This is a genomic window from Agromyces protaetiae, from assembly GCF_004135405.1.
GTDB lineage: Bacteria > Actinomycetota > Actinomycetes > Actinomycetales > Microbacteriaceae > Agromyces > Agromyces protaetiae.
On record NZ_CP035491.1, the window covers coordinates 1,892,568 to 1,915,566 of the forward strand.

Annotated in this window: 21 protein-coding genes and 2 pseudogenes; 14 read left to right on the top strand and 9 right to left on the bottom strand. The window is 71.4% G+C overall.

Annotated features, from left to right (window positions below; genetic code table 11):
* Positions 1–24 precede the first annotated feature (24 nt).
* From ET445_RS08845 to ET445_RS08865, 5 genes are all read left to right on the top strand, one after another.
* Complete coding sequence (locus tag ET445_RS08845) at positions 25–867, top strand: alpha/beta fold hydrolase (protein ID WP_129190677.1); 843 nt, start codon at positions 25–27, stop codon at positions 865–867.
* A gap of 66 nt (positions 868–933) precedes the next feature.
* On the top strand, positions 934–1,689 hold the full coding sequence (locus tag ET445_RS08850; protein WP_129190680.1) for a MerR family transcriptional regulator: 756 nt from the start codon (positions 934–936) through the stop codon (positions 1,687–1,689).
* Positions 1,690–1,810: 121 nt separating this feature from the next.
* Entirely contained in the window at positions 1,811–2,578 is a 768-nt protein-coding gene (locus ET445_RS08855) for a GOLPH3/VPS74 family protein (protein WP_208008345.1), read from the top strand.
* 23 nt (positions 2,579–2,601) lie between these two features.
* Positions 2,602–3,612 (top strand): alpha/beta hydrolase family protein, encoded by a 1,011-nt coding sequence (locus ET445_RS17975; protein WP_129192478.1) that lies wholly within the window; start codon positions 2,602–2,604, stop codon positions 3,610–3,612.
* Entirely contained in the window at positions 3,609–4,022 is a 414-nt protein-coding gene (locus ET445_RS08865) for a DUF4260 family protein (protein ID WP_243695134.1), read from the top strand. Before ET445_RS17975 ends, ET445_RS08865 begins: the two co-directional genes overlap by 4 nt.
* On the opposite strand, the gene ET445_RS08870 is transcribed toward ET445_RS08865, so the two are convergent.
* From ET445_RS08870 to ET445_RS08885, 4 genes are all read right to left on the bottom strand, one after another.
* Positions 4,019–5,026, bottom strand: coding sequence for a sugar phosphate isomerase/epimerase family protein (locus tag ET445_RS08870; RefSeq protein WP_129190682.1), 1,008 nt, complete (start codon positions 5,024–5,026; stop codon positions 4,019–4,021). The genes ET445_RS08865 and ET445_RS08870 overlap by 4 nt on opposite strands.
* Complete coding sequence (locus ET445_RS08875; protein WP_129190684.1) at positions 5,023–5,466, bottom strand: VOC family protein; 444 nt, start codon at positions 5,464–5,466, stop codon at positions 5,023–5,025. The genes ET445_RS08870 and ET445_RS08875 overlap by 4 nt, the downstream gene beginning before the upstream one ends.
* The gene (locus ET445_RS08880; protein WP_243695135.1) at positions 5,463–5,957 is read right to left on the bottom strand and encodes a beta/alpha barrel domain-containing protein; all 495 of its coding nucleotides are present in this window, start codon (positions 5,955–5,957) and stop codon (positions 5,463–5,465) included. The genes ET445_RS08875 and ET445_RS08880 overlap by 4 nt, the downstream gene beginning before the upstream one ends.
* A gap of 310 nt (positions 5,958–6,267) precedes the next feature.
* Entirely contained in the window at positions 6,268–7,218 is a 951-nt protein-coding gene (locus tag ET445_RS08885; RefSeq protein WP_208008346.1) for a sugar phosphate isomerase/epimerase family protein, read from the bottom strand.
* A gap of 293 nt (positions 7,219–7,511) precedes the next feature.
* On the opposite strand from ET445_RS08885, the pseudogene ET445_RS18635 reads away from it, so the two are divergent.
* The 8 genes and pseudogenes from ET445_RS18635 to ET445_RS08925 all read left to right on the top strand — a co-directional run.
* Positions 7,512–8,240 (top strand): annotated as a pseudogene (locus ET445_RS18635) (zinc-binding dehydrogenase); the annotation flags it as partial.
* A 232-nt stretch (positions 8,241–8,472) separates the two neighbouring features.
* The gene (locus ET445_RS08895; protein ID WP_208008348.1) at positions 8,473–9,693 is read left to right on the top strand and encodes a Gfo/Idh/MocA family protein; all 1,221 of its coding nucleotides are present in this window, start codon (positions 8,473–8,475) and stop codon (positions 9,691–9,693) included.
* Entirely contained in the window at positions 9,693–10,712 is a 1,020-nt protein-coding gene (locus ET445_RS08900) for a Gfo/Idh/MocA family protein (protein WP_129192482.1), read from the top strand. Before ET445_RS08895 ends, ET445_RS08900 begins: the two co-directional genes overlap by 1 nt.
* An 81-nt stretch (positions 10,713–10,793) precedes the next feature.
* Entirely contained in the window at positions 10,794–11,552 is a 759-nt protein-coding gene (locus ET445_RS08905) for an SDR family NAD(P)-dependent oxidoreductase (RefSeq protein WP_129190686.1), read from the top strand.
* Positions 11,553–11,620: 68 nt separating this feature from the next.
* A pseudogene (locus ET445_RS08910) lies at positions 11,621–12,339 on the top strand (HpcH/HpaI aldolase family protein).
* Positions 12,336–13,292, top strand: a complete 957-nt coding sequence (locus ET445_RS08915; RefSeq protein ID WP_129190688.1) for an SMP-30/gluconolactonase/LRE family protein — start codon at positions 12,336–12,338, stop codon at positions 13,290–13,292. Before ET445_RS08910 ends, ET445_RS08915 begins: the two are co-directional and overlap by 4 nt.
* A 38-nt stretch (positions 13,293–13,330) precedes the next feature.
* Positions 13,331–14,005 carry an aspartate/glutamate racemase family protein gene (locus tag ET445_RS08920; RefSeq protein ID WP_129190690.1) on the top strand — a complete coding sequence of 225 codons (675 nt, stop codon included), beginning with the start codon at positions 13,331–13,333 and terminating at the stop codon, positions 14,003–14,005.
* Positions 14,006–14,017: 12 nt separating this feature from the next.
* Positions 14,018–15,442 (top strand): four-carbon acid sugar kinase family protein, encoded by a 1,425-nt coding sequence (locus ET445_RS08925; RefSeq protein WP_129190692.1) that lies wholly within the window; start codon positions 14,018–14,020, stop codon positions 15,440–15,442.
* A 216-nt stretch (positions 15,443–15,658) separates the two neighbouring features.
* Here ET445_RS08925 and ET445_RS08930 read toward each other — a convergent pair whose 3' ends face one another.
* From ET445_RS08930 to ET445_RS08940, 3 genes are all read right to left on the bottom strand, one after another.
* The gene (locus ET445_RS08930; RefSeq protein ID WP_129190694.1) at positions 15,659–16,759 is read right to left on the bottom strand and encodes a Gfo/Idh/MocA family protein; all 1,101 of its coding nucleotides are present in this window, start codon (positions 16,757–16,759) and stop codon (positions 15,659–15,661) included.
* Complete coding sequence (locus tag ET445_RS08935) at positions 16,756–17,577, bottom strand: sugar phosphate isomerase/epimerase family protein (protein WP_165314350.1); 822 nt, start codon at positions 17,575–17,577, stop codon at positions 16,756–16,758. The genes ET445_RS08930 and ET445_RS08935 overlap by 4 nt, the downstream gene beginning before the upstream one ends.
* Positions 17,578–17,731: 154 nt before the next feature.
* On the bottom strand, positions 17,732–18,949 hold the full coding sequence (locus ET445_RS08940) for a mandelate racemase/muconate lactonizing enzyme family protein (RefSeq protein WP_129190698.1): 1,218 nt from the start codon (positions 18,947–18,949) through the stop codon (positions 17,732–17,734).
* Between the two features lie 115 nt (positions 18,950–19,064).
* Between ET445_RS08940 and ET445_RS08945 the strand changes: the two genes are divergently transcribed.
* A complete protein-coding gene (locus tag ET445_RS08945) occupies positions 19,065–20,408 on the top strand; it encodes an MFS transporter (RefSeq protein WP_129190700.1) in 1,344 nt (447 codons plus the stop codon).
* A 29-nt stretch (positions 20,409–20,437) separates the two neighbouring features.
* Here ET445_RS08945 and uxaC read toward each other — a convergent pair whose 3' ends face one another.
* Together uxaC and ET445_RS08955 are read right to left on the bottom strand one after the other, a co-directional pair.
* On the bottom strand, positions 20,438–21,853 hold the full coding sequence (gene uxaC, locus ET445_RS08950; RefSeq protein WP_129190702.1) for a glucuronate isomerase: 1,416 nt from the start codon (positions 21,851–21,853) through the stop codon (positions 20,438–20,440).
* Positions 21,850–22,878, bottom strand: coding sequence for a LacI family DNA-binding transcriptional regulator (locus tag ET445_RS08955; protein WP_129190704.1), 1,029 nt, complete (start codon positions 22,876–22,878; stop codon positions 21,850–21,852). The genes uxaC and ET445_RS08955 overlap by 4 nt, the downstream gene beginning before the upstream one ends.
* Positions 22,879–22,999: the final 121 nt, after the last annotated feature.

Genomic DNA, 22,999 nt, shown 5'->3' on the forward strand with positions numbered 1-22,999 from the left:
GGCCGCCTGGGCGAAAGGCAGATCATGGGATACATCACCGTCGGGAACCGGAACAGCACGCCGGTCGAGCTGTACTACGAGGACCAGGGTGCGGGTCAGCCGGTCGTGCTGATCCACGGGTATCCACTGGACGGACACAGCTGGGAGAAGCAATCGCGTGAGTTGCTCGCCGCGGGGTACCGGGTCATCACCTATGACCGTCGCGGGTTCGGGGGGTCGTCGAAGGTCGATTCCGGGTACGACTACGACACGTTCGCGGCGGATCTGCACACCGTGCTCGAGACGCTCGACCTGCAGAGCGTGGTCCTCGTGGGCTTCTCGATGGGCACCGGCGAGCTCGCCCGCTACGTGGCGCGCTACGGCACGGCGCGCGTCGCGAAGCTCGCGTTCCTCGCTTCGCTCGAGCCTTTCCTCGTCGCACGCGACGACAACCCGGCGGGCGTCGCGCAAGAGGTGTTCGACGGCATCGAGGCGTCCGCCAAGGCTGACCGGTACTCGTGGTTCACGCAGTTCTACAACGACTTCTACAACCTCGACGAGACGCTCGGGTCGCGCGTCAGCGACGAGGTCGTCCGCGCGAACTGGACCACCGCGGTCGGCAGCGCCCCCGTGGCTGCGTACGCCGTGGTCGCCTCGTGGATCGAGGACTTCCGAGGCGACGTCGACGCAGTCCGCGAGGCGGGGTTGCCCACGCTGATCCTGCACGGCACGGGCGACCGCATCCTGCCGATCGACGCCACGGGGCGCCGGTTCCGCGAGGGCGTCCCCGGGGCCGAGTATGTCGAGATCGAGGATGCTCCGCACGGACTGCTGTGGACGCACGCGGCCGAGGTCAACGAGGCGCTGCGCGACTTCCTGGATCGATGAGACATCGTCCTGGATCGATGAGACATCGTCACGGAAGCGAGAGGACGTCGTCCGGAAAGGAACCACATGTCGTGGAGCACTCGTGAGCTGGCGGAGCTGGCGGGGACGACCGTGAACACGGTCCGTCACTACCACCGCCTCGGTCTGCTCGACGAGCCGGAGCGTCGCTACAACGGGTACAAGGAGTACGAGGTCCGGCACCTCGTGAGACTCCTTCGGATCCGGCGCATGGCCGACCTGGGCGTTCCGCTCTCGCAGATCGGGGATCTCAGCGAAGGAAGCGAGCGCGCGGAGGAGGCGCTGCGCGACCTCGACGCCGAGCTCGCGGCGAGCATCGGGCGCTTGACGAGCGCGCGGGAGGAGATCGCAGCGATACTGCGAGAGCAGGCGCCCGCGCACGTGCCGGTCGGTTTCACGTCCGTGGCGTCGCGGCTGTCCGAGGCGGACAGCTCGATGGTCCACATCTACACGCAGCTGTACGACGACGAGGCGCTCGCCGACATGCAGAAGATGGTGGAGGCCGACCTCGACGATGTCGCCGCCGACATCGAACGGCTGCCGGACGATGCGGACGAAGCGACGCGGCAGGCGCTCGTGGAGCGGCTCGCGAGGACGCTCGCCCGGAACTTCAGGGATTTTCCGTGGCTGACCGACCCTGCATCGCACCTCTCCAAGAGCGGACGCATCACCGCGGAGACCTTCGCGGAGGCGGTCATGGAACTGTACAACCCGGCACAGCTCGACGTGCTCGTCCGGGCGAACGCGCTCGCGCGCAGCGGACTCTCGGACGGAGAGTCCGCTGCGGAATCCGGGGCGACTTGACCATGTGCCGACAACACACCGTTGGATGGGAGCACATCGTCGCGGGGGTCGCCACCGAGGTTGCCTCCGCCGGAGCCGTCCTGCCGCGGCGCAGGCGACAGGTCGAGGAAAGGTTGGAGCAATGACGGACGAACAGCCGCGCGAGGGCGCGATCGTCTCGAGCGGGACGAGCGGGACTTCCGAGCCTGCAGACCTCCGGTCCCCGATCCTGGCGGAGGACCTCCTTCTGCTCCTCTTCCAGCCCCGGTCGGGCCGGCGGGGCGGCGCGGGGGATATCGCGGGAGAGGGCACCCTCTACTACGTCCTCGCGGGCGCGGTGCTCGCCGACCTCGGTCTCGGCGAACACGTGCGAACGGGCACGGGACGGATCGGGACGACGACCGTGGAGGCCGTCGCCGACAACCCGCCTTCCGATCACCTGCTCCGCTCGAGCTGGGAGTACATCGCCGGCAAGCCTCGGAGCGTGCAGACGGTTCTCGCGGCGCGGGGACCGGGCTTGCGCGAGCCGCTACTGGATCGACTCGTCGCGCGCGGAGACCTCAACCGGCGCCAGCGCAAGACGCTCGGCCTGTTCCGGACCTCGGTGCTCGAGGAGGGGGACAGCGGCCGTCGGGCGGGGCTCCTCGCCGACGTCCGAGCGGTGCTCGTCGACGGTGCTGAGCCCACGACGCGTGTCGCCGCACTTGCCGCGCTCCTCTACGGCAGCGGAACCCTGCCCCAGTTCTCCCGGGACATCCCGTGGACTTCTGCGGTGATCACCCGTGCCGAAGAGCTCAAGGACGGCGACTGGGGTGCGGACGCCGCCGCGAAGGCCGTCACGCGCACCATGGCGGCGAACATCGTGAGCAGCGTCATCGTCGCCGCTGCGGCGGCGGCTCCGCGGAGTTAGGCAGGGAGTCGGAAGGAATCAGCATGAACTCGTCGATCGTCGAGGCATTGGAGGGCATCATCGGACCGAGTGCTCCCGTGGTCAGCCTCGCGCCGCTCGAGCTGTCGGCTCAGAGACGACCCGTTCCGCTGGAGGTGCGAGTGTCGGCCCCGGCAACCGGGCAGCGCCTCCCGGTGGTGCTGTTCTCGCACGGCAACGGGTGGAATCTCGACGGCTATGCGCCGCTGACGGCGTTCTGGGCTTCCCGCGGGTTCGCGGTGATCCAGCCGACCCACCTGGATTCGCGACGGAACGGTTTCGGGTTCGACCACCCGGTGTTCCCGACCATCTGGAAGGAGCGAATCGCGGATCTCACCCGCATCCTCGACCAACTCGACACCATCGAAGCAGCGGTCCCCGGGCTCCGCGGCCGCATCGAGCGCAGTCGCGTCGCGGTCGCCGGTCACTCCTGGGGAGCGCAGACCGCCCAGTCGCTCCTCGGCGCCCGGATCGTCGACGAGGAGGGCAGGGTCGGGCCGGATGCCTCGGACAGCCGCATCGGCGCAGGCATCCTGCTCGCCGCGACCGGCCTCGCGGGCGAGAACCTCCATCCGTTCGCGCGAGCGAACTTCCCGTTCATGCGTCCGTCGTTCGGTGAGCTGACCACGCCGACACTGGTCGTCGCGGGCGACCGGGATCAATCCAAGATGTCGAGCCGCGGGCCCGACTGGTTCACCGATGCCTACACGCACAGCCCGGGTGCGACCGACCTTCTGACGCTCTCCGGCGCCGAGCACTCGTTGGGCGGCATCGTCGGATACGAGGTCGCCGAAACCACCGACGAGAGCCCCGAACGGGTGGCTGTCATCCAGCGCTTGAGCACGGCCTATCTGCGGACTGCGCTGGGGATCGATCCCGACAGCTGGCACTCGGCGCGAGCCGCATTCGTCGACGGCGGGGATGCGATCGGCGGTATCGAGAGCAAGAGCCGTATCGACACCAAGAGCCGCATCGACACCGAGAGCGGTATCGACACCGAGAGGAGCAGAACGTGACGACGACGACAGACGTCGCGCGCTCGAACACCAGGATCGTCCAACGGGTCGAGAGCGGGGCCATCGCGATCCTCGCGATGACCGCGACGGTCGTGTGGTACCCCGCCTGGTGGTGGGTGCCGCTCGCGGGTTTCGTGCTCTTCGATCTCTCAGCGCTCGGCTACCTGCGTTCCCCCGCGATCGGTGCGTGGTACTACAACGGCATCCACAATTACACGGGGCCGGCCCTCGCGGCCGCGGCGGCGCTCGTGATCGCACCCGCACCCGCACAAGAGGGTCTGTCGACGGTACTCGCGCTCATCGCGTGCTCCTGGGCGTTCCACGTGGGGGTGGATCGGATGCTGGGCTTCGGCCTCAAGTACTTCGACGCGTTCACGCACACCCATCTGGGGCGGATCGGTCGGACCTAGTCCTTCTGCGTGAAGACCGAGTCGAACGCCGCCTGGGGGCGATCCCACAGGAGCGAGCGCACGTGCGCGAGCGCCGCGGGCGCACCCTCGTAACGGCTCATGCCCGCGTCCTCCCACTCGATCGAGATGGGGCCCTCGTAGCCGATCGCGTCGAGCGCGCGGAACGAGTCCTCGAAGGGCACGTCGCCGTGGCCCGCCGAGACGAACGACCAGCCGCGCCGCGGGCTGTCCCACGGCAGGTGCGAGCCGAGCCGGCCGACGCGGCCGTCGCGCGCGCGGATGCGCGTGTCCTTGCAGTCGACGTGGTAGATGCGGTCGGCGAAGTCGACGATGAAGTTCGCCGGGTCGATGTCCTGCCACAGCATGTGGCTCGGGTCCCAGTTGAGGCCGAACGCCTCGCGGTGGTCGATCGCCTCGAGTGCACGCTCGGTCGTGTAGTAGTCGTACGCGATCTCGGACGGGTGCACCTCGAGCGCGAAGCGCACGCCCTCGGCGTCGAAGACGTCCATGATGGGGTTCCACCGGCGCGCGAAGTCCTCGTAGCCGTCGTCGATGACCGCCTGAGACACGGGCGGGTACATCGCGACGTAGCGCCAGATCTTCGACCCCGTGAACCCCGTCACGACGTCGACGCCCATCTTGCGGGCGAGCCGCGCGGTCTTCGTCAACTGCTCCGACGCGCGCGCCCGCACCCCCTCGGGGTCGCCGTCGCCCCACGTGCGCGGGCCGACGATCGCCTCGTGGCGGAAGTCGAGCGGGTCGTCGCACACGACCTGGCCCTGCGCGTGGTTCGAGAGCGCCCACACCTTGAGGCCGTGGCGCTCGAGGAGGTCGAGCCGGCCCTGCAGGTAGACGTCGTCCTCGAGGGCCCGATCGACGTCGAGGTGCTGGTTCTTGCACGCGATCTCGAGGCCGTCGAAGCCCCAGTCGGCGGCGAGCCGCACGACCTCCTCGAAGGGGAGGTCGGCCCACTGGGCGGTGAACAGGGTCACGGGGCGCTTCACAGGGCTGCCTCCTGGGCGGTCGATGCGGATGTCTCGGGTGGGAGTGCTCCGGGGCCGAGCTCCTCCAAGAACTCGAGCCGGTTGCCGAACGGGTCGTGCGCGTGGAACCGGCGGTGGCCGGGGAACCGGTCGTCGGGCTCGACGACGATGCCGTTCGCGAGGAGGCGCTCGGCGAGGCCGTCGAGGTCGTCGACGAGGATCGCGGGGTGGCTCTCGGCGTTCGGCGCGAACGCGGGGTCGGGGATCGCGTGGATCTCGATGCCCGACACCCCGCCGACCGCGTCGGGCTCGGAGCGGAACCACGCGCCGCGCGTCCGGTCCATCGTGGCGGGCTTCGGCACTTCGACGAGGCCGAGCACGCCGACGTAGAACGCGCGCGCGGCGTCTTCGGCGCCCACCGGGTGGGCGAATGCGGAGTGGTGCAGTCGCACGAAGCTCACTGCGTCACCCGGGTCGAATGCACGCGCGCGATCGCGTCGGCGAGGATCTTCGGCATGTCGCCCTCGTTGATGGTGAAGCTCACCTCGTCGCTGATCGCGAGGGGAGCGCCGAACACGACGACGCCCGCGCCGATCGTGGGGCAGCTCACGGCCTGGTCGATCGTGAGGCCGCCGACGGCCTGGACGGGCACGGTCGTCGCCGCGACGATCGCGGGCAGATCGGTGAGCGGCGAGAGCTTCAGCTCGGGGTGCAGGCCGCGGTGGTCGTGGCCGATGTGGTGGAGCACCATGCCGACGCCGAGCTCCTCGAGCCGGCGCGCCTCGGCGACGCGGTCGGGAGCGGCGATGTCGTCGCCCATGACGAGCACGTCGAAGTCGGCGCCCGCCTCGGCGACCCGCTGGATCGTCGCGTCGTGCGCACGAGACATGACGACGACGGCGTCGGCGCCGGCCTCGGCGTACATCTTGGTCTCGTTGTAGCCGCCGTCCATGATCTTGAGGTCGGCGATGAGGGGGTGTCGGGGTACTCGGCGCGCAGGCGCCGCACGGCGTGCGCGCCCTCGGCCATGGCGAGCGGCGTGCCGATCTCGAGCCAGTCGGCACCCGCCTCCATCGCGATCGCGGCCATGCGGAGCGCGTCGTCGAGGTTCTTGAGGTCGAGCGAGACCTGGACGATGCCGAACTCGAGATCGGATCGTCGGAGTCCTCGGATGCGACGTGCCATTGGAGCGGTTCCCTTCGTGGGTGGATGTCTCGTGGTGCGGATGTCTCGTGGTGCGCGGCGTACGGGTCGGGCTCGAGTCATCCGACCGCTGCGGCGGCCTTGGCCGCCTCGAGCGACGCGACGCGCACGTCGTGCGAGCCGCCGAACCAGCGGTCGCGCGCCTCGAGGAGGAACTGCGCCGATGCGGCGAGCTCGTCGAAGCCGTTCACTCCGTCTTCGATCGAGATCCAGCCGTCGTAGCCCGCGTCGACGAGGGTCGTGAAGATGCGGTCGTAGTCGTTGAGGCCTTGGCCGATGACGCCGTGCTTGAGGGCGGGGGAGTAGCCGAGGGTGCCGTCGGCCTGGCGCAGGTCGTCGATCGTCGTGCCGGCCTCGAGGAACCGGTCGGAGGCCTGCATCGTGACGACGCGGTCGATCACGGTGTCGAGGAAGCCGGCCGAGTCGACGCCCGCCGTGATGGCGTTCGACGGGTCGAACTGCACGCCGAAGCGCACGCGGTCGTCGATCGCGTCGACGATGCGGTGGAAGATCTCGGGGCGCTGGGCGAACTCGGGGTACTGCCAGGTGCTCGCCTTGTAGTGGTTCTCGATCGCGACCACGATGCCGAGCTCTTCGGCGAGCGGGAGGAGGCCGGTGATCGCGTCGACGGCCCACTCGACGCCCTGGTCGACCGGGACGCCCGGGTGGGCCTGGCCGCTCAGGACGCGGCACGTCGCGCCGGGGCCGCCGATCTCGGCCGTGATGCGCATGAACTCGGCCTGCTGGTCGATCTCACGGGCGCGCGCGGCGGGGTCTGGGTTCGTGAAGTCGGGGGAGGCGCACATCATGGGCATCTCGAAGCCTGCGGACGCGATCGCGTCGCCGACGCGGGCGATCTCGCCGGGTTCGGTCGACCACAGGAAGCCCGTGTGCAGTTCGAGGCCGTCGACGCCGAGGGCCTTCGCCTCGTCGATCCACTCGTAGACGGATTTCGTGCGGCGGAGCACCATGGCTTCCAGGTAGCCCTTCGGAAATGCTGCGATGCGCACGGGTCCTCCTCGTCGATGAGCGGTTGCCTCACGCTACCAAGAAATGAGCGCAAAGTGACAAACTTTGATTAGAATGTAACTTCCAGGGGTGACTCCCGCAGTCGGTGGAGACCCAGGAGCGCACCGCGCAGTAGCAATTCTTCAAGGTGGAAGGATCCCAAGTGAGGGCACTGGTCAAGTACGCGAACGAAGACGGCGCGCTCGAGGTGCGCGACGTCGCGGCCCCCGAAGCGGGGCCGGGCGAAGTGCTCGTGCGCGTGCACACGGTCGGCGTCTGCGGCTCCGACATCCACATGTGGCACGACTCGCAGTCCAAGAGCTCGGTCGGCATCCTCCCCGTGGTCCTCGGTCACGAATCGGCGGGCGTCGTCGCCGCCGTCGGCGAGGGCGTCGAGGGCTGGGTCGTCGGTGACCGCGTCGTGTGCGAGACCGCCGCGAGCATCTGCGGCGTGTGCGCCCTCTGCCGTGCCGGCAAGTACAACCTGTGCCCGTTCCGCGAGGGGTACGGACTCAAGCGCGACGGCGCAATGGCCGAGTACGTCGTCGCCGAGCCGCGCGTGCTCCACCGCATCCCCGACGGGGTGAGCTTCGCGGCCGCCGCCATGACCGAACCCTACGCCGTCGCCTACAACGCCGTCATCGAGCGCGTGGGCGTGAAGCCCGGTGCGCTCGTCGTCATCCAGGGCGCCGGGGCCATCGGCATCAACGTGCTCCAGCTCGCGATCCTCGCGGGCGCCGGCACGACCGTCGTCCTCGGCACCTCCGTCGACGCGCACCGGCTCGCCCGGGCGAGGGAGCTCGGCGCCGACTACGTCGTCGACGTCACCGCCGAAGACCCGAACGCCCTCATCGGCCGCCTCCACGACGGCCTCGGCGCCGACGTCGTCGTCGACGCCACGGGCGTGAGCGCCGCGCTCCAGCAGAGCATGCAGCTCGTCCGCCCGGGCGGCGAGATCGCGAAGGTCGGCTGGGGCCCGCAGCCGCTCGGCTTCACCCTCGACCCGCTCGTCAAGAAGGCCGTCACCCTCTACGGCTGCTACTCGCACACGTGGTCGACGTGGGAGGCCGTGCTGCGCCTCTTCGGCACTGGGCGCCTCCAGCCCGAGTCGATCATCGGCGGCGCCTACCCGTCGAAGAATGGGAGACCGCGTTCTCGGCGATGCAGCGCGGCGAGCACATCAAGTCGGTGCTGCGCATGCCGTTCGGCCTCGAGAGCGACGCGGCCGCCGCGCAGACGACGACCGGACCCGCACGATGAGCGCACGCGTGCGCGTCGGCGTGCTCGGGGTCGGCGCCGTCGCTCAGGCCGTGCACCTGCCGCTCCTGCAGCGCCGCCCCGACCTCTTCGAGATCGCCGCCCTGTGCGACCTCTCGGCCGAGCTCGTCGACCTCATGGGCGACCGCTTCGGCGTCGCGCCCGCGCGCCGCTTCACCGACTTCGAGGCGATGCTCGACGCCGGAGGCCTCGACGCCGTCATGATCCTCTCGCGCGGCTCGCACGCCGAGCCCGTGCTCCAGGCGTGGCGGGCCGGCCTGCCGGTGTTCTGCGAGAAGCCGCTCGCCTACACGACGACCGAGGTCGACGCACTCATCGAGGCCGAGCGGGCCGCAGCCGCGGGCGGCGGTGCTCCCGGCATCCTGCTCGGCTACATGAAGCAGTACGACCCCGCCGTCGTCGCGGCATCCGAACTCGTCGCCGAGCTCGACGACGTGCGCAGCGTCGAAGTGACCGTGCTGCATCCGCCGAGCGCGCCGCAGCTCGCGATCGCGCACATCGTGACGCCGTCCTCGCCGCCGCCCGCCGACGTCGTCGCGGCGCAGGAGGCCGAGGACGACCGGCTCCGCCGCATCGCCGTCGGCGACGCCGACCTCGACGTGTGGCGCACCTACCGCGTGCCCCTCGTCGGCAGCCTCGCGCACGACCTCTCCGTCATGCGGAGCCTCGGCACGATCCCCGCCTCGGTCGACCACGCCGACGTGTGGCGCCAGACGAGCGCGACCCAGGTGCGCGACATCTCGCGCGACAAACGGTCGATGGGCGAGATCCCGCCGCAGGTGGCGGCATCGGGCGTCCTCGGGAACGGCGGACGGTTCCGCCTCGCGTGGCACTACCTTCCCGACTTCCCCGCCTACCGCGAGACCGTGCGCGTCATCCACGGCGGCGGCATCCTCGAACTCGTGTTCCCCTCGCCGTACCTCCTGCACGCGCCCACCGAGCTCACGGTCTCGACCCTCGACGACGGCGCGGAGCGCCGGGTCATCCGCCGCAGCGTCGCCGAGGCGTTCGAGGTGCAGCTCGAACGGTTCGCGGCGATGGTGACCGACGGCGTGCCGCCAGAGAGCGGCCTCGCGGGCGGGCGCGCCGACATCGTCGACTGCCAACGCATCATCGCAGCCTGGACGGGCCCGCGCGGCATCGAGGTCGGCGGCGAGATCGGCGCGCGCGTGCTGCAGGCCGCATCGGCGGTGCGCTGATGGCGCGCCGGGTCGGCGTCATCGGATTCGGTCTCGCGGGCCGCGTCTTCCACGGGCCGCTCATCGCGGCCGAAGCGGGGCTCGAGCTCGCCGCGATCGTCACGGGCGACGCTGAGCGCGCCGCCGACGCGCGGAGGAGGCATCCGAAGGCAGAGATCGTGTCGGATGTCTCCGAGCTCTTCTCGCGCGATGACCTCGACCTCGTCGTGGTCGCCGCCCCCACGCCCCGCCACCTCGAGCTCGCGGAACGGTCGATCGAGGCGGGCTTCGCGACCGTCGTCGACAAGCCGCTCGCCGTACGCGCGGCCGACGCCGAACGGCTCGTCGCATCGGCCGAGGAGCGCGGCGTGCCGCTCACGGTGTTCCAGAACCGGCGGTGGGACGGCGACTTCCTGACCGTGAAGAAGCTCATCGACGACGGCGCCCTCGGCGACGTCTGGCGCTTCGAGTCGCGGTTCGAATGGATCTCGTCGCGCCCGCGCCCCGAATGGAAGTCGGGCACGCCGGGCGCCGAGGGCGGCGGCGTCGCCTACGACCTCGGCGCGCACCTCATCGACCAGGCGATCCGCCTCTTCGGGCCCGTCGCCGACGTCTACGGCGAGCTCGATGTGCGCCGCGAGGGCGGCGTCAACGACGACGACGCGTTCATCGCCCTCACCCATGCCTCGGGGGTGCGCAGTCACCTCGCGATGGCGAGCCTCGTCGCGCAGCGCGGGTTCCGCTTCCGTGTGCTCGGGAGCGCGTCGGCCTACACCAAGTGGGGACTCGACCCGCAGGAGGCGCAGCTCGCGGGCGGGCTGAGCCCGCTCGACGCGGCCTACGGCGTCACCGACGAAGGCGGCGACGGCCTCCTCGGGCGCGACGGCGAGACATCCGTCGTGCCCACCGAACGCGGCGGCTACCGCGAGTTCTACCGGCGGGTCGCCGCCGCGCTCGAGGGCGACGGGCTCATGCCCGTCGACCCGCGCGACGCGATCGAACCGATCCGCATCATCGAAGCGCTGCAGGCGCGCGCATGAGCGAGAGGGAGCACGCGATGGGCCGCATCATCGAGGCGTTGCAGGCGCGCGCATGACCATGGGAGAGAGGGAGGCGAACGCATGAGCGAGTCCGAGCGCAACGCCGGGCGCGTCGTCGTCGTCACGGGAGCGGGCGCGGGCATCGGCCACGCGATCGCGCAGGTGTTCGTCGAGACCGGCGCGATCGTCGGCGCCCTCGACCGCGACGTCTCGGACGTGCCCGCCGGGTCGGTGCCGATCGAGGCCGACGTGACCGACGACGCGGGCGTCGAGGCATCCATCGCCGCCTTCGCCGCCCCGCACGGCCGCATCGACGTCCTCGTGAGCAACGCGGGCGTCAGCTACCCCGCGACCGTCACCGACGGCGAGATGGCCGACTGGACGCGCGTCTACGACGTCAACGTGCTCGGGATGGTGCGCGTCACGCGCGCCGCGCTGCCGTGGCTTCGCCGGTCGGATGCCGCGAGCATCACGCTCATGGGATCGTGCACCGTGCACACGGGCCTCCGCCGACGCGTGCTCTACGCGGGCACCAAGGGCGCCGTCGAAGCGATGTCGCGCGCGATGGCCGCGGACCTCGTCGAAGAGGGCATCCGCGTCAACTGCGTCGCGCCGGGCACCGTCGACACGCCGCTCATCGGCGCGCTCATCGACGCAGCCCCCGACCCCGACGCGCAGCGGCGCGCGTACGACGAGCGCCAGCCCACGGGGGTCATGGTGCGTCCCGACGAGATCGCGCGCGGCGTGCTCTACCTGTCCGACCGCGACGCCACCTCGATCGTCGGGAGCGTGCTCGCGATCGACGGCGGCCTCACGAGCCTGAAGCCGCTGCCGCTGTGAACCCGCCCGTGAACGAGTTCAAGCGCCGCCTCCGCGCGGGCGAGCGGCAGATCGGCCTGTTCGCGACGATGGCCGACGCGTCGCTCGTCGAACTCCTCGCCGCGCGCGGCTTCGACTGGATGGTCGTCGACACCGAGCACGCCCCGACCGACGTCCTCGGCGTCGTCGACCGGCTGCGCGTCCTCGACGCCGCTCGCACCGAGGCGATCGTGCGCCCCGCATGGAACGACCCGATCCTCGTCAAACGCCTCCTCGACGTCGGCGTCCGTACGCTCCTCTTCCCGTCGATCGGCACGGCCGAGGCGGCGGCGCTCGCCGTGGCATCCACCCGCTATCCCCTGAGGGCATCCGCGGGGTGTCGGGCATCACGCGCGCCGCGGGCTACGGGCGCACGAAGGGGTACGCGCTCTCGGCGGCCGACGAGCTGTGCGTCATCGTGCAGCTCGAGACCGAGGAGGGGCTCCGCAACCTCGACGCGATCGCCGCCGTGCCGGGCGTCGACGCCGTCTTCATCGGGCCGAGCGACCTCGCGGCGTCGATGGGGCACCTGGGCGACGCGGGACATCCCGACGTCCAGGCCGCCGTCGACGGCGCGTTCGCCCGCCTCGCCGAGCTCGGCGTGCCCGCGGGCTACCTGACGCTCCGCCTCGACGAGGCGCGCGAGCGCGCCGCGCAGCACGACATCGCGTTCATCGGCGTCGCAAGCGACACGTCGATCGTGCAGCTCGGCGTCGACACGCTGCTCGAACGGCTCGGCGTCGCGCTTCGAGAAGGGACCGCCTCATGACTGACGACCGGTTCATGAGCAACGACTGGCGACCCGTGCTCCGCACGCCCGACCCCGCCGTGCGCGTCGTCGACGAACGCTTCCGCCGTTACGTCGTCGGCACCGCGAAGGTCGAGCGCATCGCGACGGGCTTCCGCTGGGCCGAGGGCCCCGTGTGGTTCGGTGACCAGCGGAGCCTGTTCTGGAGCGACATCCCCAACAACCGGATGCTCCGGTGGGACGAGGCGACGGGGGAGACGAGCGTGTTCCGCTCGCCGTCGGACTACTCGAACGGCAACACGCGCGACTCGCAGGGCCGGCTCGTGACGTGCGAGCACGGCACGCGCCGCGTGACGCGCACCGAGTACGACGGCACGCGCACCGTGCTCGCCGATGCGTTCGAGGGCAAGCGGCTCAACTCGCCCAACGACGTCGTCGCGTCGAGCGACGGCGCCGTGTGGTTCAGCGACCCGTGCTTCGGCATCCTCGGCGACTACGAGGGCTTCCGCGCCGAACCTGAGCTGCCCACGCACCTCTACCGCGTCGCGCCCGACGGCACGCTCACGACTCCCGCGCCCGACCTCGCCTACCCCAACGGCCTCGCCTTCTCGCCCGACGAGCGCACACTCTACGTCGTCGAGTCGCGCTCGCAGCCGCGGCGGCGCATCCTCTCGTTCGATGCGGATGTCTCGGCCGGCACGCTCTCGAACCAGCGCGTCTTCATCGACGCCGTCGAAGGCGTGCCCGACGGACTCCGGGTCGACGAGGACGGCAACCTCTGGTGCGGGTGGAGCGGCGGCGAGGGCCTCGACGGCGTTCGCGTGTACGCGCCCGACGCGACCCTCATCGGCGCGATCGACCTGCCCGAGCGGTGCGCGAATGTGGCCTTCGGCGGACGCAGCCGCAACCGCCTCTTCATGACCGCGACGACGTCGGTCTACTCCCTCTACGTCAACACGCGCGGCGCGCGCTGAACGCGCGACGCGGCACCAGCCATCCCGAAAGGAACCCCATGACCAAGATCGCCGTCCTCCACACGAGCTTCGTCTTCGTGAAGACCGACCCCCTGTTCGACGAGCTCATGGACGAACTCGTCCCCGACGCCGAGATCGTGCACTTCGTCGACTCCGACGTGCTCGCGACCGTCATCCACGACAACGGCATCTCCGACGAGAGCACCGAGCGCATGGTGCACCTCGCCGAAGCCGCGGAGGCGGCTGGAGCCGACCTCATCTTCTCGGCGTGCTCGTCGCTCGGACCTGCGCTCGACGTCGCCGCGCGGCGCGTCAACGTGCCCGTCGTGAAGGTCGACGACGCCATGGCGCACGAGGCCGCCTCGCGCGCCGAGCGCATCGGCGTGCTCGCGACCGTGCCGACGACCCTCGGGCCGACGTCCGACCTCATCGTGAAGCACGCTGGCCTCCAGGGCCGCGAGGTGACGACGACGCCGCGACTCGCCGAAGGCGCGTTCGACATCCTCGTGGCGGGCGACCGGGCACGTCACGACGAGCTCGTCGTCGCCGAGGCGAAGGCGCTCGCCGCCGACGTCGAGCTCCTCGTGCTCGCCCAGGCGTCGATGTCGCGGCTCGCCGAGCGCATCGAGCAGGAGACGGGCGTGCCCGTGCTCGTGAGCCCGCGCCTCGGCGTCGGACAGCTCGCCGAGCGCGTGCACGAACTCGCCGGTTGACGAGGCGTGGCCGTGACGGAGACCGCGCTCGACGAGACAGCGCTCGACGAGACCGCGACGACGTCGACCGCCGCCCGCGTCCGCGCGCTCCGCGCGGCTCGAGGGCGCGTGCTCGTCGTGTTCGACGACGACCCGACGGGCAGCCAGTCGGTGCACGGCGTCCCGATCGTGACGACCTGGCACGGGCCCGAGCTCGACTGGGCGCTCGCGCAGTCGGCGGGCGCGGTCTTCGTGCTCACGAACACGAGGTCGCTGCAGCCGGATGCCGCGGCCGCGCGCGTGCGCGAGATCGCCGCCGCCGTCGAGGCATCGGCCGCCAGAGTCGGGGTCGCGACCGACCTGCTGCTCCGCGGCGACTCGACGCTGCGCGGCCACCACCCGCTCGAAGCCGACGTGCTCGACGGGATCGCGCGCGCCGCGGGGCATCCGTACGACGCCGTCGTCATCGCGCCCGCCTACCTCGAGGCGGGCCGTGTGACGCGCGACGACGTGCACCTCGTGCGCCGTGGCGACGGGGAGACGCCCGTCGGCGAGACCGACTACGCGCGCGACGCGACGTTCGGGTTCCGATCGTCGAACCTGCGCGACTGGGTCGAGGAGCGCACGGGCGGCGCGGTGCGCGCGGCCGACGTCGCCGCGATCCCGCTCGTGGCGCTCCGCGCCGACGACGGCGCCGCACGCGTGCGCGACCTCGTGCTGGGCGTCGCGGGCGGCGGCACGATCGTGCTCAACGCGCTCACGCGCGCCGACCTCGACACGGCCGCCGAGGGGATCCTCCTCACGCAGGCGGAGGGGCGCCGGGTGCTCGTCCGGAGCGGACCGTCGTTCGTCGCGGCCCTCCTCGGGCTCGAGCCGCGCGACCCGCTCGCCCCCGCCGAGCTCGGTGCGTCGCCCGGCCGCGCGGGACTCGTCGTCGTCGGCTCGCACGTCGAGCTGACGACGCGCCAGCTCGCGCGCCTCCGCGAACGACGGCCCGGCCTGGGACAGGTCGAGCTCGACGTCCTGGAGCTCGCGATCGCCCGCGAGACCGCCGAAGCCGAGATCCGCCGCGCGACCGACGAGCTCGTCGCAGCCCTCGGACGCGGCGACGCCGTCGTCTCGACGAGCCGCGCGCGCCGCGACGGCGCCGACCCCGCCGCGAGCCTCGCGTTCGCGGCAGCCGTCTCGGAGGCGCTCGTGCGGGTCGTGCGGGATGCCTCGGCCGCGCGCCGCCCCGGATGGGTCATCGCGAAGGGCGGCATCACGTCGAGCGACATTGCGACCGATGCCCTCGGGATCACGCGCGCCGAGGTGCTCGGGCAGCTCTTCCCCGGAATGGTGTCGGTGTGGGCCGAGCGCGGGCCCGAGGCGTCCGGCCTGCCCTACGTCGTCTTCGCCGGCAACGTCGGAGACGACGACGCGCTCGCCGACGCCGTGGAGCGGCTCGCGGGCGACTAGGAACCCCGAGGCATCCGCGCGCCCGGTCTCCCGCGCCCCACTCCCTCCGCAATTCAGGAAGACCCCCGGTGTTCTCCGGCGTGTCGGAGGCGCACCCGCGGCATGTCGGCCGATTCGTCCTGAGTTGCGTCGACCGGGGGACGTGCGGCGGCGCCGACACGTCGAGGGCGGGTGCGGACCCGAGTCCGCACCCGCCCTCGCGAGGGTCGTGTCGCGTTACAGCGTCGCGGCGTACGGGTCCCAGTCCTCGGGGATGGGCGGCGTCGCAGGCACTTCGCTTGCGACATCCACCCATTCGTGCCGCTCGATCGACTCGGTGACCGACGCCATCGTGTCGAGCACGTGGTACGCGAGCAGGCCCGACGCGCGGTGCGGGACGCCCGCCGCGATCGAGCGCGCGATGTCGAGCGGGCCGAGGCCGCGCCCGCCGACGGCGCCAGTGGCGGGGACATCCGTCCACTGCTCGTTGCCCTTGCGCTTGATGCGCAGCGTGCCGTCGAACTCGTTGGGGTCGGGGATCGAGAGCGTCGCCTCCGTGCCGACGATCTCGACGTGGCCGACGCGGCGATGCGGGGAGTCCCAGCTGAGGGTCGTCACCGACTCGCCACCGCCCGCGAAGTCGGCGAGGACGCTCACGTGCGTCGGCACCTGCACGTCGTGCACCTGACCGGCCTTGGGCCCGACGAGGAGCGTGCGCTGCGGCCGCGCCGTTCGCGCCGACGCGACGACCGACGAGAACGAGCCGAACACCTGGCTGAGCGCCGTGAGGTAGTACGGGCCCATGTCCCAGAGCGGCCCGGCGCCGCGCGAGAGCAGCACCTCGAGGTTGCGGTGGTCGTCGACGGGGCCCGGCACCTCGAAGAGGGTGAGGCCCGTGAGGGGCGTGCCGATGTCGCCGCGCTCGATGATGCGCCGCGCGGTCTGCAGGCCCGCCCCGAGGAAGGTGTCGGGCGCGCCGCCGACGCGGAGGCCCGCGGCGTCGGCCTGCGCGAGGAGCGCGAGGCCCTCTTCGCGCGAGGTCGCGAACGGCTTCTCGCTGAACACGTGCTTGCCCGCCGCGAGCGCGGCCGACGACACCTCGGCGTGCGCCTGCGGGATCGTGAGGTTCACGACGAGGTCGACGCCCGGGTGGTTCAGGACGGCCTCGGGAGACCCCGACTCGGCGACGCCGTAGGCGGCCGCCTGCTCGGCCGCCTTGTCTTCGAAGAGGTCGCCCACGATCACGACGTTCAGGTCGGGGAACGCCGTCATGTTGCGGAGGTACTGGTTGCTGATCGTGCCGGCGCCGATGACGCCGATGCCGAGTGGCCCGCTCACGCGTTCGCCCCGGTCTCGACGGTGCCGGTCTCGACGGCGCCGGTCTCGACGCTGCCGGTCTCGACGCTGCCGCCCACGATGCCCGTGAGATAGAGGCGGCTCTGTTCCGACGCGGCGAACACGTCGCCGTCGTAGGCGTCGAACTCGACGACGACGCCCTCGAGCGAGGTCGCGGCGGCGATGAGCTCGCGGATCGGCATCGAACCGGTGCCCGCGGGACGCTGGTGGGTGTTCTCGCGGTCGATGGGGCCGTCTTTCAGGTGCAGGTAGCGGATGCGGTCGGCGTGGCGGCCGACGAACGCGACGGCGTCCTCGCCGCCGACGGCGACCCAGTAGGCGTCGATCTCGAGGATCACCTCGGGCACGAGACGGTCGATGAGGAGCTCCATCGCCTGCACGCCGTCGAAGCGCGTCTCGAGCTCCCACCAGTGGTTGTGGTAGCCGACGCGCAGGCCGTGCGCGGCGGCTTCTGCGGCCGACGCGTTGAGCTCGGCGGCGATCGCGTCGACGTCTTCGACGCTCGTCCAGTGCTCTTCGGGGATGAACGTCTCGACGACGGTGTGCGCCCCGAGGCGCTTCGCGAGCGCCCAGACGGCCTCGCGGTCGGCGACGCGGAAGAGGGGCGACGTCATGGTGGGCGTCGCGAGGTCGTTGCGGTGGATCGCGTCGACGAGTTCGGGGTGCGCGGTGAGCGCCTTGAAGCCCGATTCGACGGCGGTGAAACCGAGCGCGGCGACCCGGTCGATCGTGCCGACGGGGTCGGCCTCGAGTGCGTCGCGCACGCTGTAGAGCTGGAGTGAGACGGAGTGGTGGACCACGGGGAACCTTTCGCCATCGAGGGTTTCGTCCGAGGTCGCTGCGGCGTCGCGCGACCTCGCGCTGGGATCGAGCCTATTCAAATGTGATCTTCAGCACAATCATTTGTGCGGAATTACTCACTTCGGATGTCTCGTGGGTCACAGATCTCGTGGCTCACAGGTACGACGTCGCCGGACGCCGGTACTGGAACGCCTCGGTCGTCACGGGATGCGCCCGCGCGTACTCCTCGTTGAGATCATGTCCCATCCCGGGGCGCTCCGAGGGGTGGAGCATTCCGTCGCGCCAGTCGATCGGGTCGACGAGCAGGTCGGCGTAGGTGCCGTCGTAGACGCCGTTGCCCTCCATGATGAGGAGGTTCGGGAGGGTCAGCGCGAGTTGCAGCGACGCTGCGGCGACGAGCGGACCGCCGAAGACGTGGGGCGTCACCTGGATGCCGTTCGCCTCGGCGAGCGCCGCGACCTTCTTCGACTCGAGGAGGCCGCCCACCTGGGTGACGTCGAGGTTGAATATGTTCGCGGCCTGCAGGCGCGCGAGGGTCGCGAACCCGGCCTTGCCGGCGAGGCGCTCGCCCGCGGCGATCGGGACGCCCGTGTGCTTGGCGACCTCGGCCATCTCGAAGGGGAGCTCCGGGGGCACGGGCTCCTCGAACCACAGCGGGTCGAACCGTTCGATGCGGCGGGCGACGCGCACGGCACCCGAGGCGGTGAACTGGCCGTGGGTGCCGACGATGAGCGACGCCTTGCCCGCGAGGCCGTCGTGGACGGCGGCGATGATGCGTTCGGCCTCGTCGAGCTGTCGCTCGGTGGGCTGCACGGGCACGACCTGGCCGGCGAGGTCATCGTCGCTCGTGAGGAGGGGGAAGGGGTCGAGCTTGAGCGCCGTGAAGCCCGTCGCGACGAGGTCGGCGCAGCGCGCGCGGATGGCGTCGTCGTCGGCCCAGAACGCGTCGGAGGAGAGTCCGGGGGTGGCTGAGATGTAGCTGTACATGCGCACGGCGTCGCGCATGCGGCCGCCGAGGAGCTCGTGGACGGGGCGGTCGAGCGCTTTGCCCTGGATGTCCCACATGGCGATCTCGACGGCGCTCGCGATCGCGAACTTCCCGAGGTCGCCGCTTCGCGTGTAGTGGCTGTTGTAGACCCGGTGGATGAATCGCTCGGTCTCGAAGGGGTTCCCGCCGACGGCGAACTCGCGGATGAAGTCGGAGATGACCGCCGCGAGGGTGAGGGGCGGCGAGTAGAGGGAGGACCCGAAGACCTCGCCGTACCCCGAGACGCCCTCGTCGGTGTCGAGTCGGACGAAGAGCCAGACCGGGCCGCCGATCTCGGGTGTGGGGTTCGCGAACGGGAACACTTCGTAGCCGGTGATGCGCATCGGTCCTCCTCGACCGTCGACATGGCGTCCGCCGTCGGCTCTACTCGGCCGACGACGTTGAATCTGTGATGATTGTCACACTAGTGTGAAATTCAACACATTTGAAGGAGCGACGATGACGGCGCCCGGCGACCGGCTCGACCCGGGAGCGACCGAGCCCATTCCCGTGATCGGCGAACGACAGGGCTTCCGCGACACCTTCTCCGCCCTCGCGGTCTTCAACTACCGGCTCTACTTCCTCGCCCAGATCTTCGCGAACACGGGCGGCTGGATGCAGCGCGTCGCGATCGACTGGCTCGTGCTCGAACTCACGGGCGACGTCGGCCTCGTCGGCCTCACCGTGAGCCTCCAGTTCGCACCGACCCTGATCCTCGGTGCGTGGGCGGGCGTCGTCTCCGACCGGTTCTCGAGGCGGCGCCTCCTCATCGGCACCCAGACCGTCGGCGTCGTCGTGAACGCCGTGCTCGCGACGTTCGTGCTCACGGGCGTCGTGCAGACGTGGCAGGTCATGGTCGCGGCGGCCGTGCTCGGAACGTCGACCGCGATCGACGCGCCCGCGCGTGCGGCGTTCATGAGCGAGATGGTCGGCCCCGCGCGCCTCCGTAACGCGATCAGCCTCAACGCGGGCGTCTTCCACCTCGGCGGACTCGCCGGGCCCGCCGTGAGCGGCGCGATGATCGTCGTCATCGGGTCGGGCTGGTCGATCGCCGTCAACGCCGGCACGTCGCTCGTCGCCGTCGTCGCGCTGCTGTCGATGCGCAAGCGCGAGCTGCGCCCGGCGCCCCAGGCGGTGCGCGCACGGGGGCAGATCCGCGAGGCGATCCGGTACGCGGCATCCAAACCGACGATCCGCTGGCCCATCGTGCTCCTCGCGTTCGTCTCGGTGTTCGGGATGAACCTCCCCGTGCTGCTCGCGGCGGCCGCCGACGACCGGTACGGCACAGGGGCCGCGGGATACGGCCTCTACAGCTCGCTCGCCGCGCTCGGTGCCTTCCTCGGCGCCCTCACCTCGGCGAGGCGTCGGACCCTCCGGCTGCGGAGCATCGTCGCGGCGGCGTGCGCGTACGGGCTCGTCACGGCGTTCGCGGGGCTCGCGCCCTGGTACTTCGCGTTCCTGTCGGCGCTCGTCGGGCTGGGCCTCGCGCGCCTGCTGTTCGCGACGGGCGCCGAGTCGATGACCCAGCTCTCGACGAACCTCGTCATCCGCGGGCGCATCATGTCGTTCTACTTCATGGTGCTGCTCGGCGGGCAGGCGCTCGGCGGCGTCATCATCGGATTCGTCGCCGAGCAGTTCGGCCCGCAGGCCGGCTTCGTCGTCGCGGGCGCCGTCCCCGCGCTCGCCGCGCTCGTCATCGGCATCGGGCTCGCGCGGGCGCGCGAGCTGCGGCTCGCGTTCGACCTGCGCCGGCCGTGGCGGCCCGTGCGCATCGAGCCGCGCCGGGAGCGGCCGGCGGCGTAGCGGGGCGCCGGCGGAGCAGGCGGGCGCCGCTATCCGAGTCGGAACGTCGCCCGCGGGATGTCGTCGACGAGCCGTCGCGCGATGCCCGCGGCCTCGTCTTCGCCGAGCTGGTGGGTCGTCACGAGCCCGGCGAGCCACGCGGCATCCGCCCGTCTCGACATGTCGTGCCGCGCCGGGATCGAGCAGAACGCGCGCGTGTCGTCGATGAAGCCGCTCGTCTTCGCGACGCCCGCGCTGTCGGTCACGGCCGCGCGGTAGCGCGCGATCGCGGCGGGCGTGTCGAGGAACCACCACGGGGCGCCCGCGTAGACGCTCGGGTAGAACCCCGCGAGGGGGCCGATGTCGCGGCTGAAGAGGGTCTCGTCGAGCGTGAAGAGCACGATGCGAAACGTCTCGGATGTCCCGAAGCGCTCGAGGATCGGCGTGAGCGCCCGCGTGAACCCGCCGGGGGCGGGCAGGTCGTGGCCGGTGTCGGGCCCGAAGGCGTCGAACGTCGGACGGTGGTGGTTGCGGATGACGCCCGCGTGCAACTGCATGACGAGCCCGTCGTCGGCGCTCATCTCGGCGAGGCGGAAGAGCATGCTGCGCCGGTACGCGACGCCCTGCTCGGGCGTCGCCGTGCCCGCAAGCCCGGCGCGGTGGATGCGCTCGGCGTCGGCGTCGGACAGCGGCTCGCAGTGCGCGTCCGGCGCGCCCGTGTCGGTCGAGGTCGCCCCCGCGGAGGCGAACGCCGCGCGCCGCGCGCGGAGCGCGTCGAGGAACCCCGCGTGCGTGCCGCAGTCGACGCCCGACGCGGCGGCGAGCCGGTCGAGGTCGGCGGCCCATCCCGGTGCGGTCGGGTCGAGGTAGCGGTCAGGGCGGAAGGTCGGGATGACCCGGCCCGTGAACGTCGGATCGGCCGCGAGCGCGCGGTGGGCGGCGAGGTCGTCGGCGGGGTCGTCGGTCGTCGCGAGCACCTCGATGCGGAACCGCTCGAAGAGCGCCCGCGGCCGGAACTCGGGCTGCGCGAGCCGTTCCGACAGCTGGTCGAACAGCTCGTCGGCCGTCGCCGCCGAGGGCTGCACGTCGACGCCGAAGACGTCGTGCAGCTCGGACTCGATCCAGAACCGCACGGGTGTGGCGAGGAAGTCGTCCCAGTGCTCGCAGAACGCGCGCCACGCGTCGCGGGAGTCGGGCGAGGCGCTTTCACGCTTCTGCCGGACGCCGAGCCGCTCGAGCGGCACGCCGTTCGCGTGCAGGAGCCGGGTCACGTAGTGGTCGGGCGTCACGAAGAGCGTCGCGGGGTCGGGGAACGAGTCGTCGCGCAGGAGCATGCCGGCGTCGACGTGTCCGTGCGGCGAGAGGATCGGCGCATCCGCGACCTCGTCGTACAGGCGGCGCGCGACGGCGCGCACCGCCGGGTCGGCAGGCAGCAGGCGGTCGGGGTGGGGGCGCAGCGCGCTCATCGGTCGCTCCGGTGATCGGGCACGGGGCCGGTCGAGGCCCGCACAGTCAAGTGGGTGGGAAGGGTCGAGTTCGCGACGGGGAGCCGCGACTCCTCGAGCCGCGCGAGGAGCATCGCGACCGCCGTGCGGCCGGCTTGCTCGACGGGGGCCGTGAGGGTCGTGAGCGGCGGGTTGCAGAAGTCGGCGCCGAAGATGTCGTCGCAGCCGACGATCGACAGGTCGCCCGGGACATCCACCCCACGCTCGCGCAGCCGCGTGAGCATGCCGATCGCGAGAAGGTCGTTGAACGCGATGCAGGCCGTGACATCCGCGTTGAGCACCGCTTCGGCCGCCGCGGCTCCCGCGCTCTGCCGCGACGAGAACGGGCCCACGAGGATCGGCTCGACGCCGAGGCGCGCGCCCGCGCGGCGCATCGCGCGCCACCGGCCCGCGTTCGAGAACGACGTGCGCGGGCCTGACGCATAGGCGATGCGCCGGTGCCCGAGTGAGACGAGGTGCTCGAGGGCCTGCTCGACGCCGCTCGGGCTGTCGATGAAGACGCTCGGCACGCCCGCGGTCTGGCGATTGAGGGCGACGAGCGGGATCTCCTGCGCGAGCGCCGCGAGGCGGCGGTCGGAGAGTCGGGATGCCGCGAGCAACGCGCCGTCGTAGCTGCGACGCAGGCGCTTCAGCACCTGGTCCTCGAGCTCGCCGCTCTCGTCGGTGTCGACGAGGATCTGCGTGTACCCGGCCGCGCGGGACTGCTGCTGCGCGCCCCGCAGCACGCCGAAGTAGAAGGGGTTCGTGACGTCGGCGATGAGGACGGCGATCGCGCCCGTGCGGCCCGACGTGAGGGCGCGCGCGTGACCGTTCGCGACGTAGTCGAGGTCGGCCGCGACGCGTTCGATGCGCTCTCGCGTCTCACGGTTCACACGGCTCGGATTGCTGAGTGCGCGCGACACGGTCGACACGGCCACTCCCGTGGCTGCGGCGATGTCTGCGAGGGTCGCCGGGCGGTCCGTCCCCGCCCCCGTCGGCTGGGTCATGCGGCGAGTGAAGCACAGGATGGCAAGAAATGGCAAACGGTTGCAGCCGTGTTGCCTTCGTCATAGTGTCGCGTTCACCCGGCGCCGTCCAGCGCCGTCAGACCAACTCGATGGAGAGCAC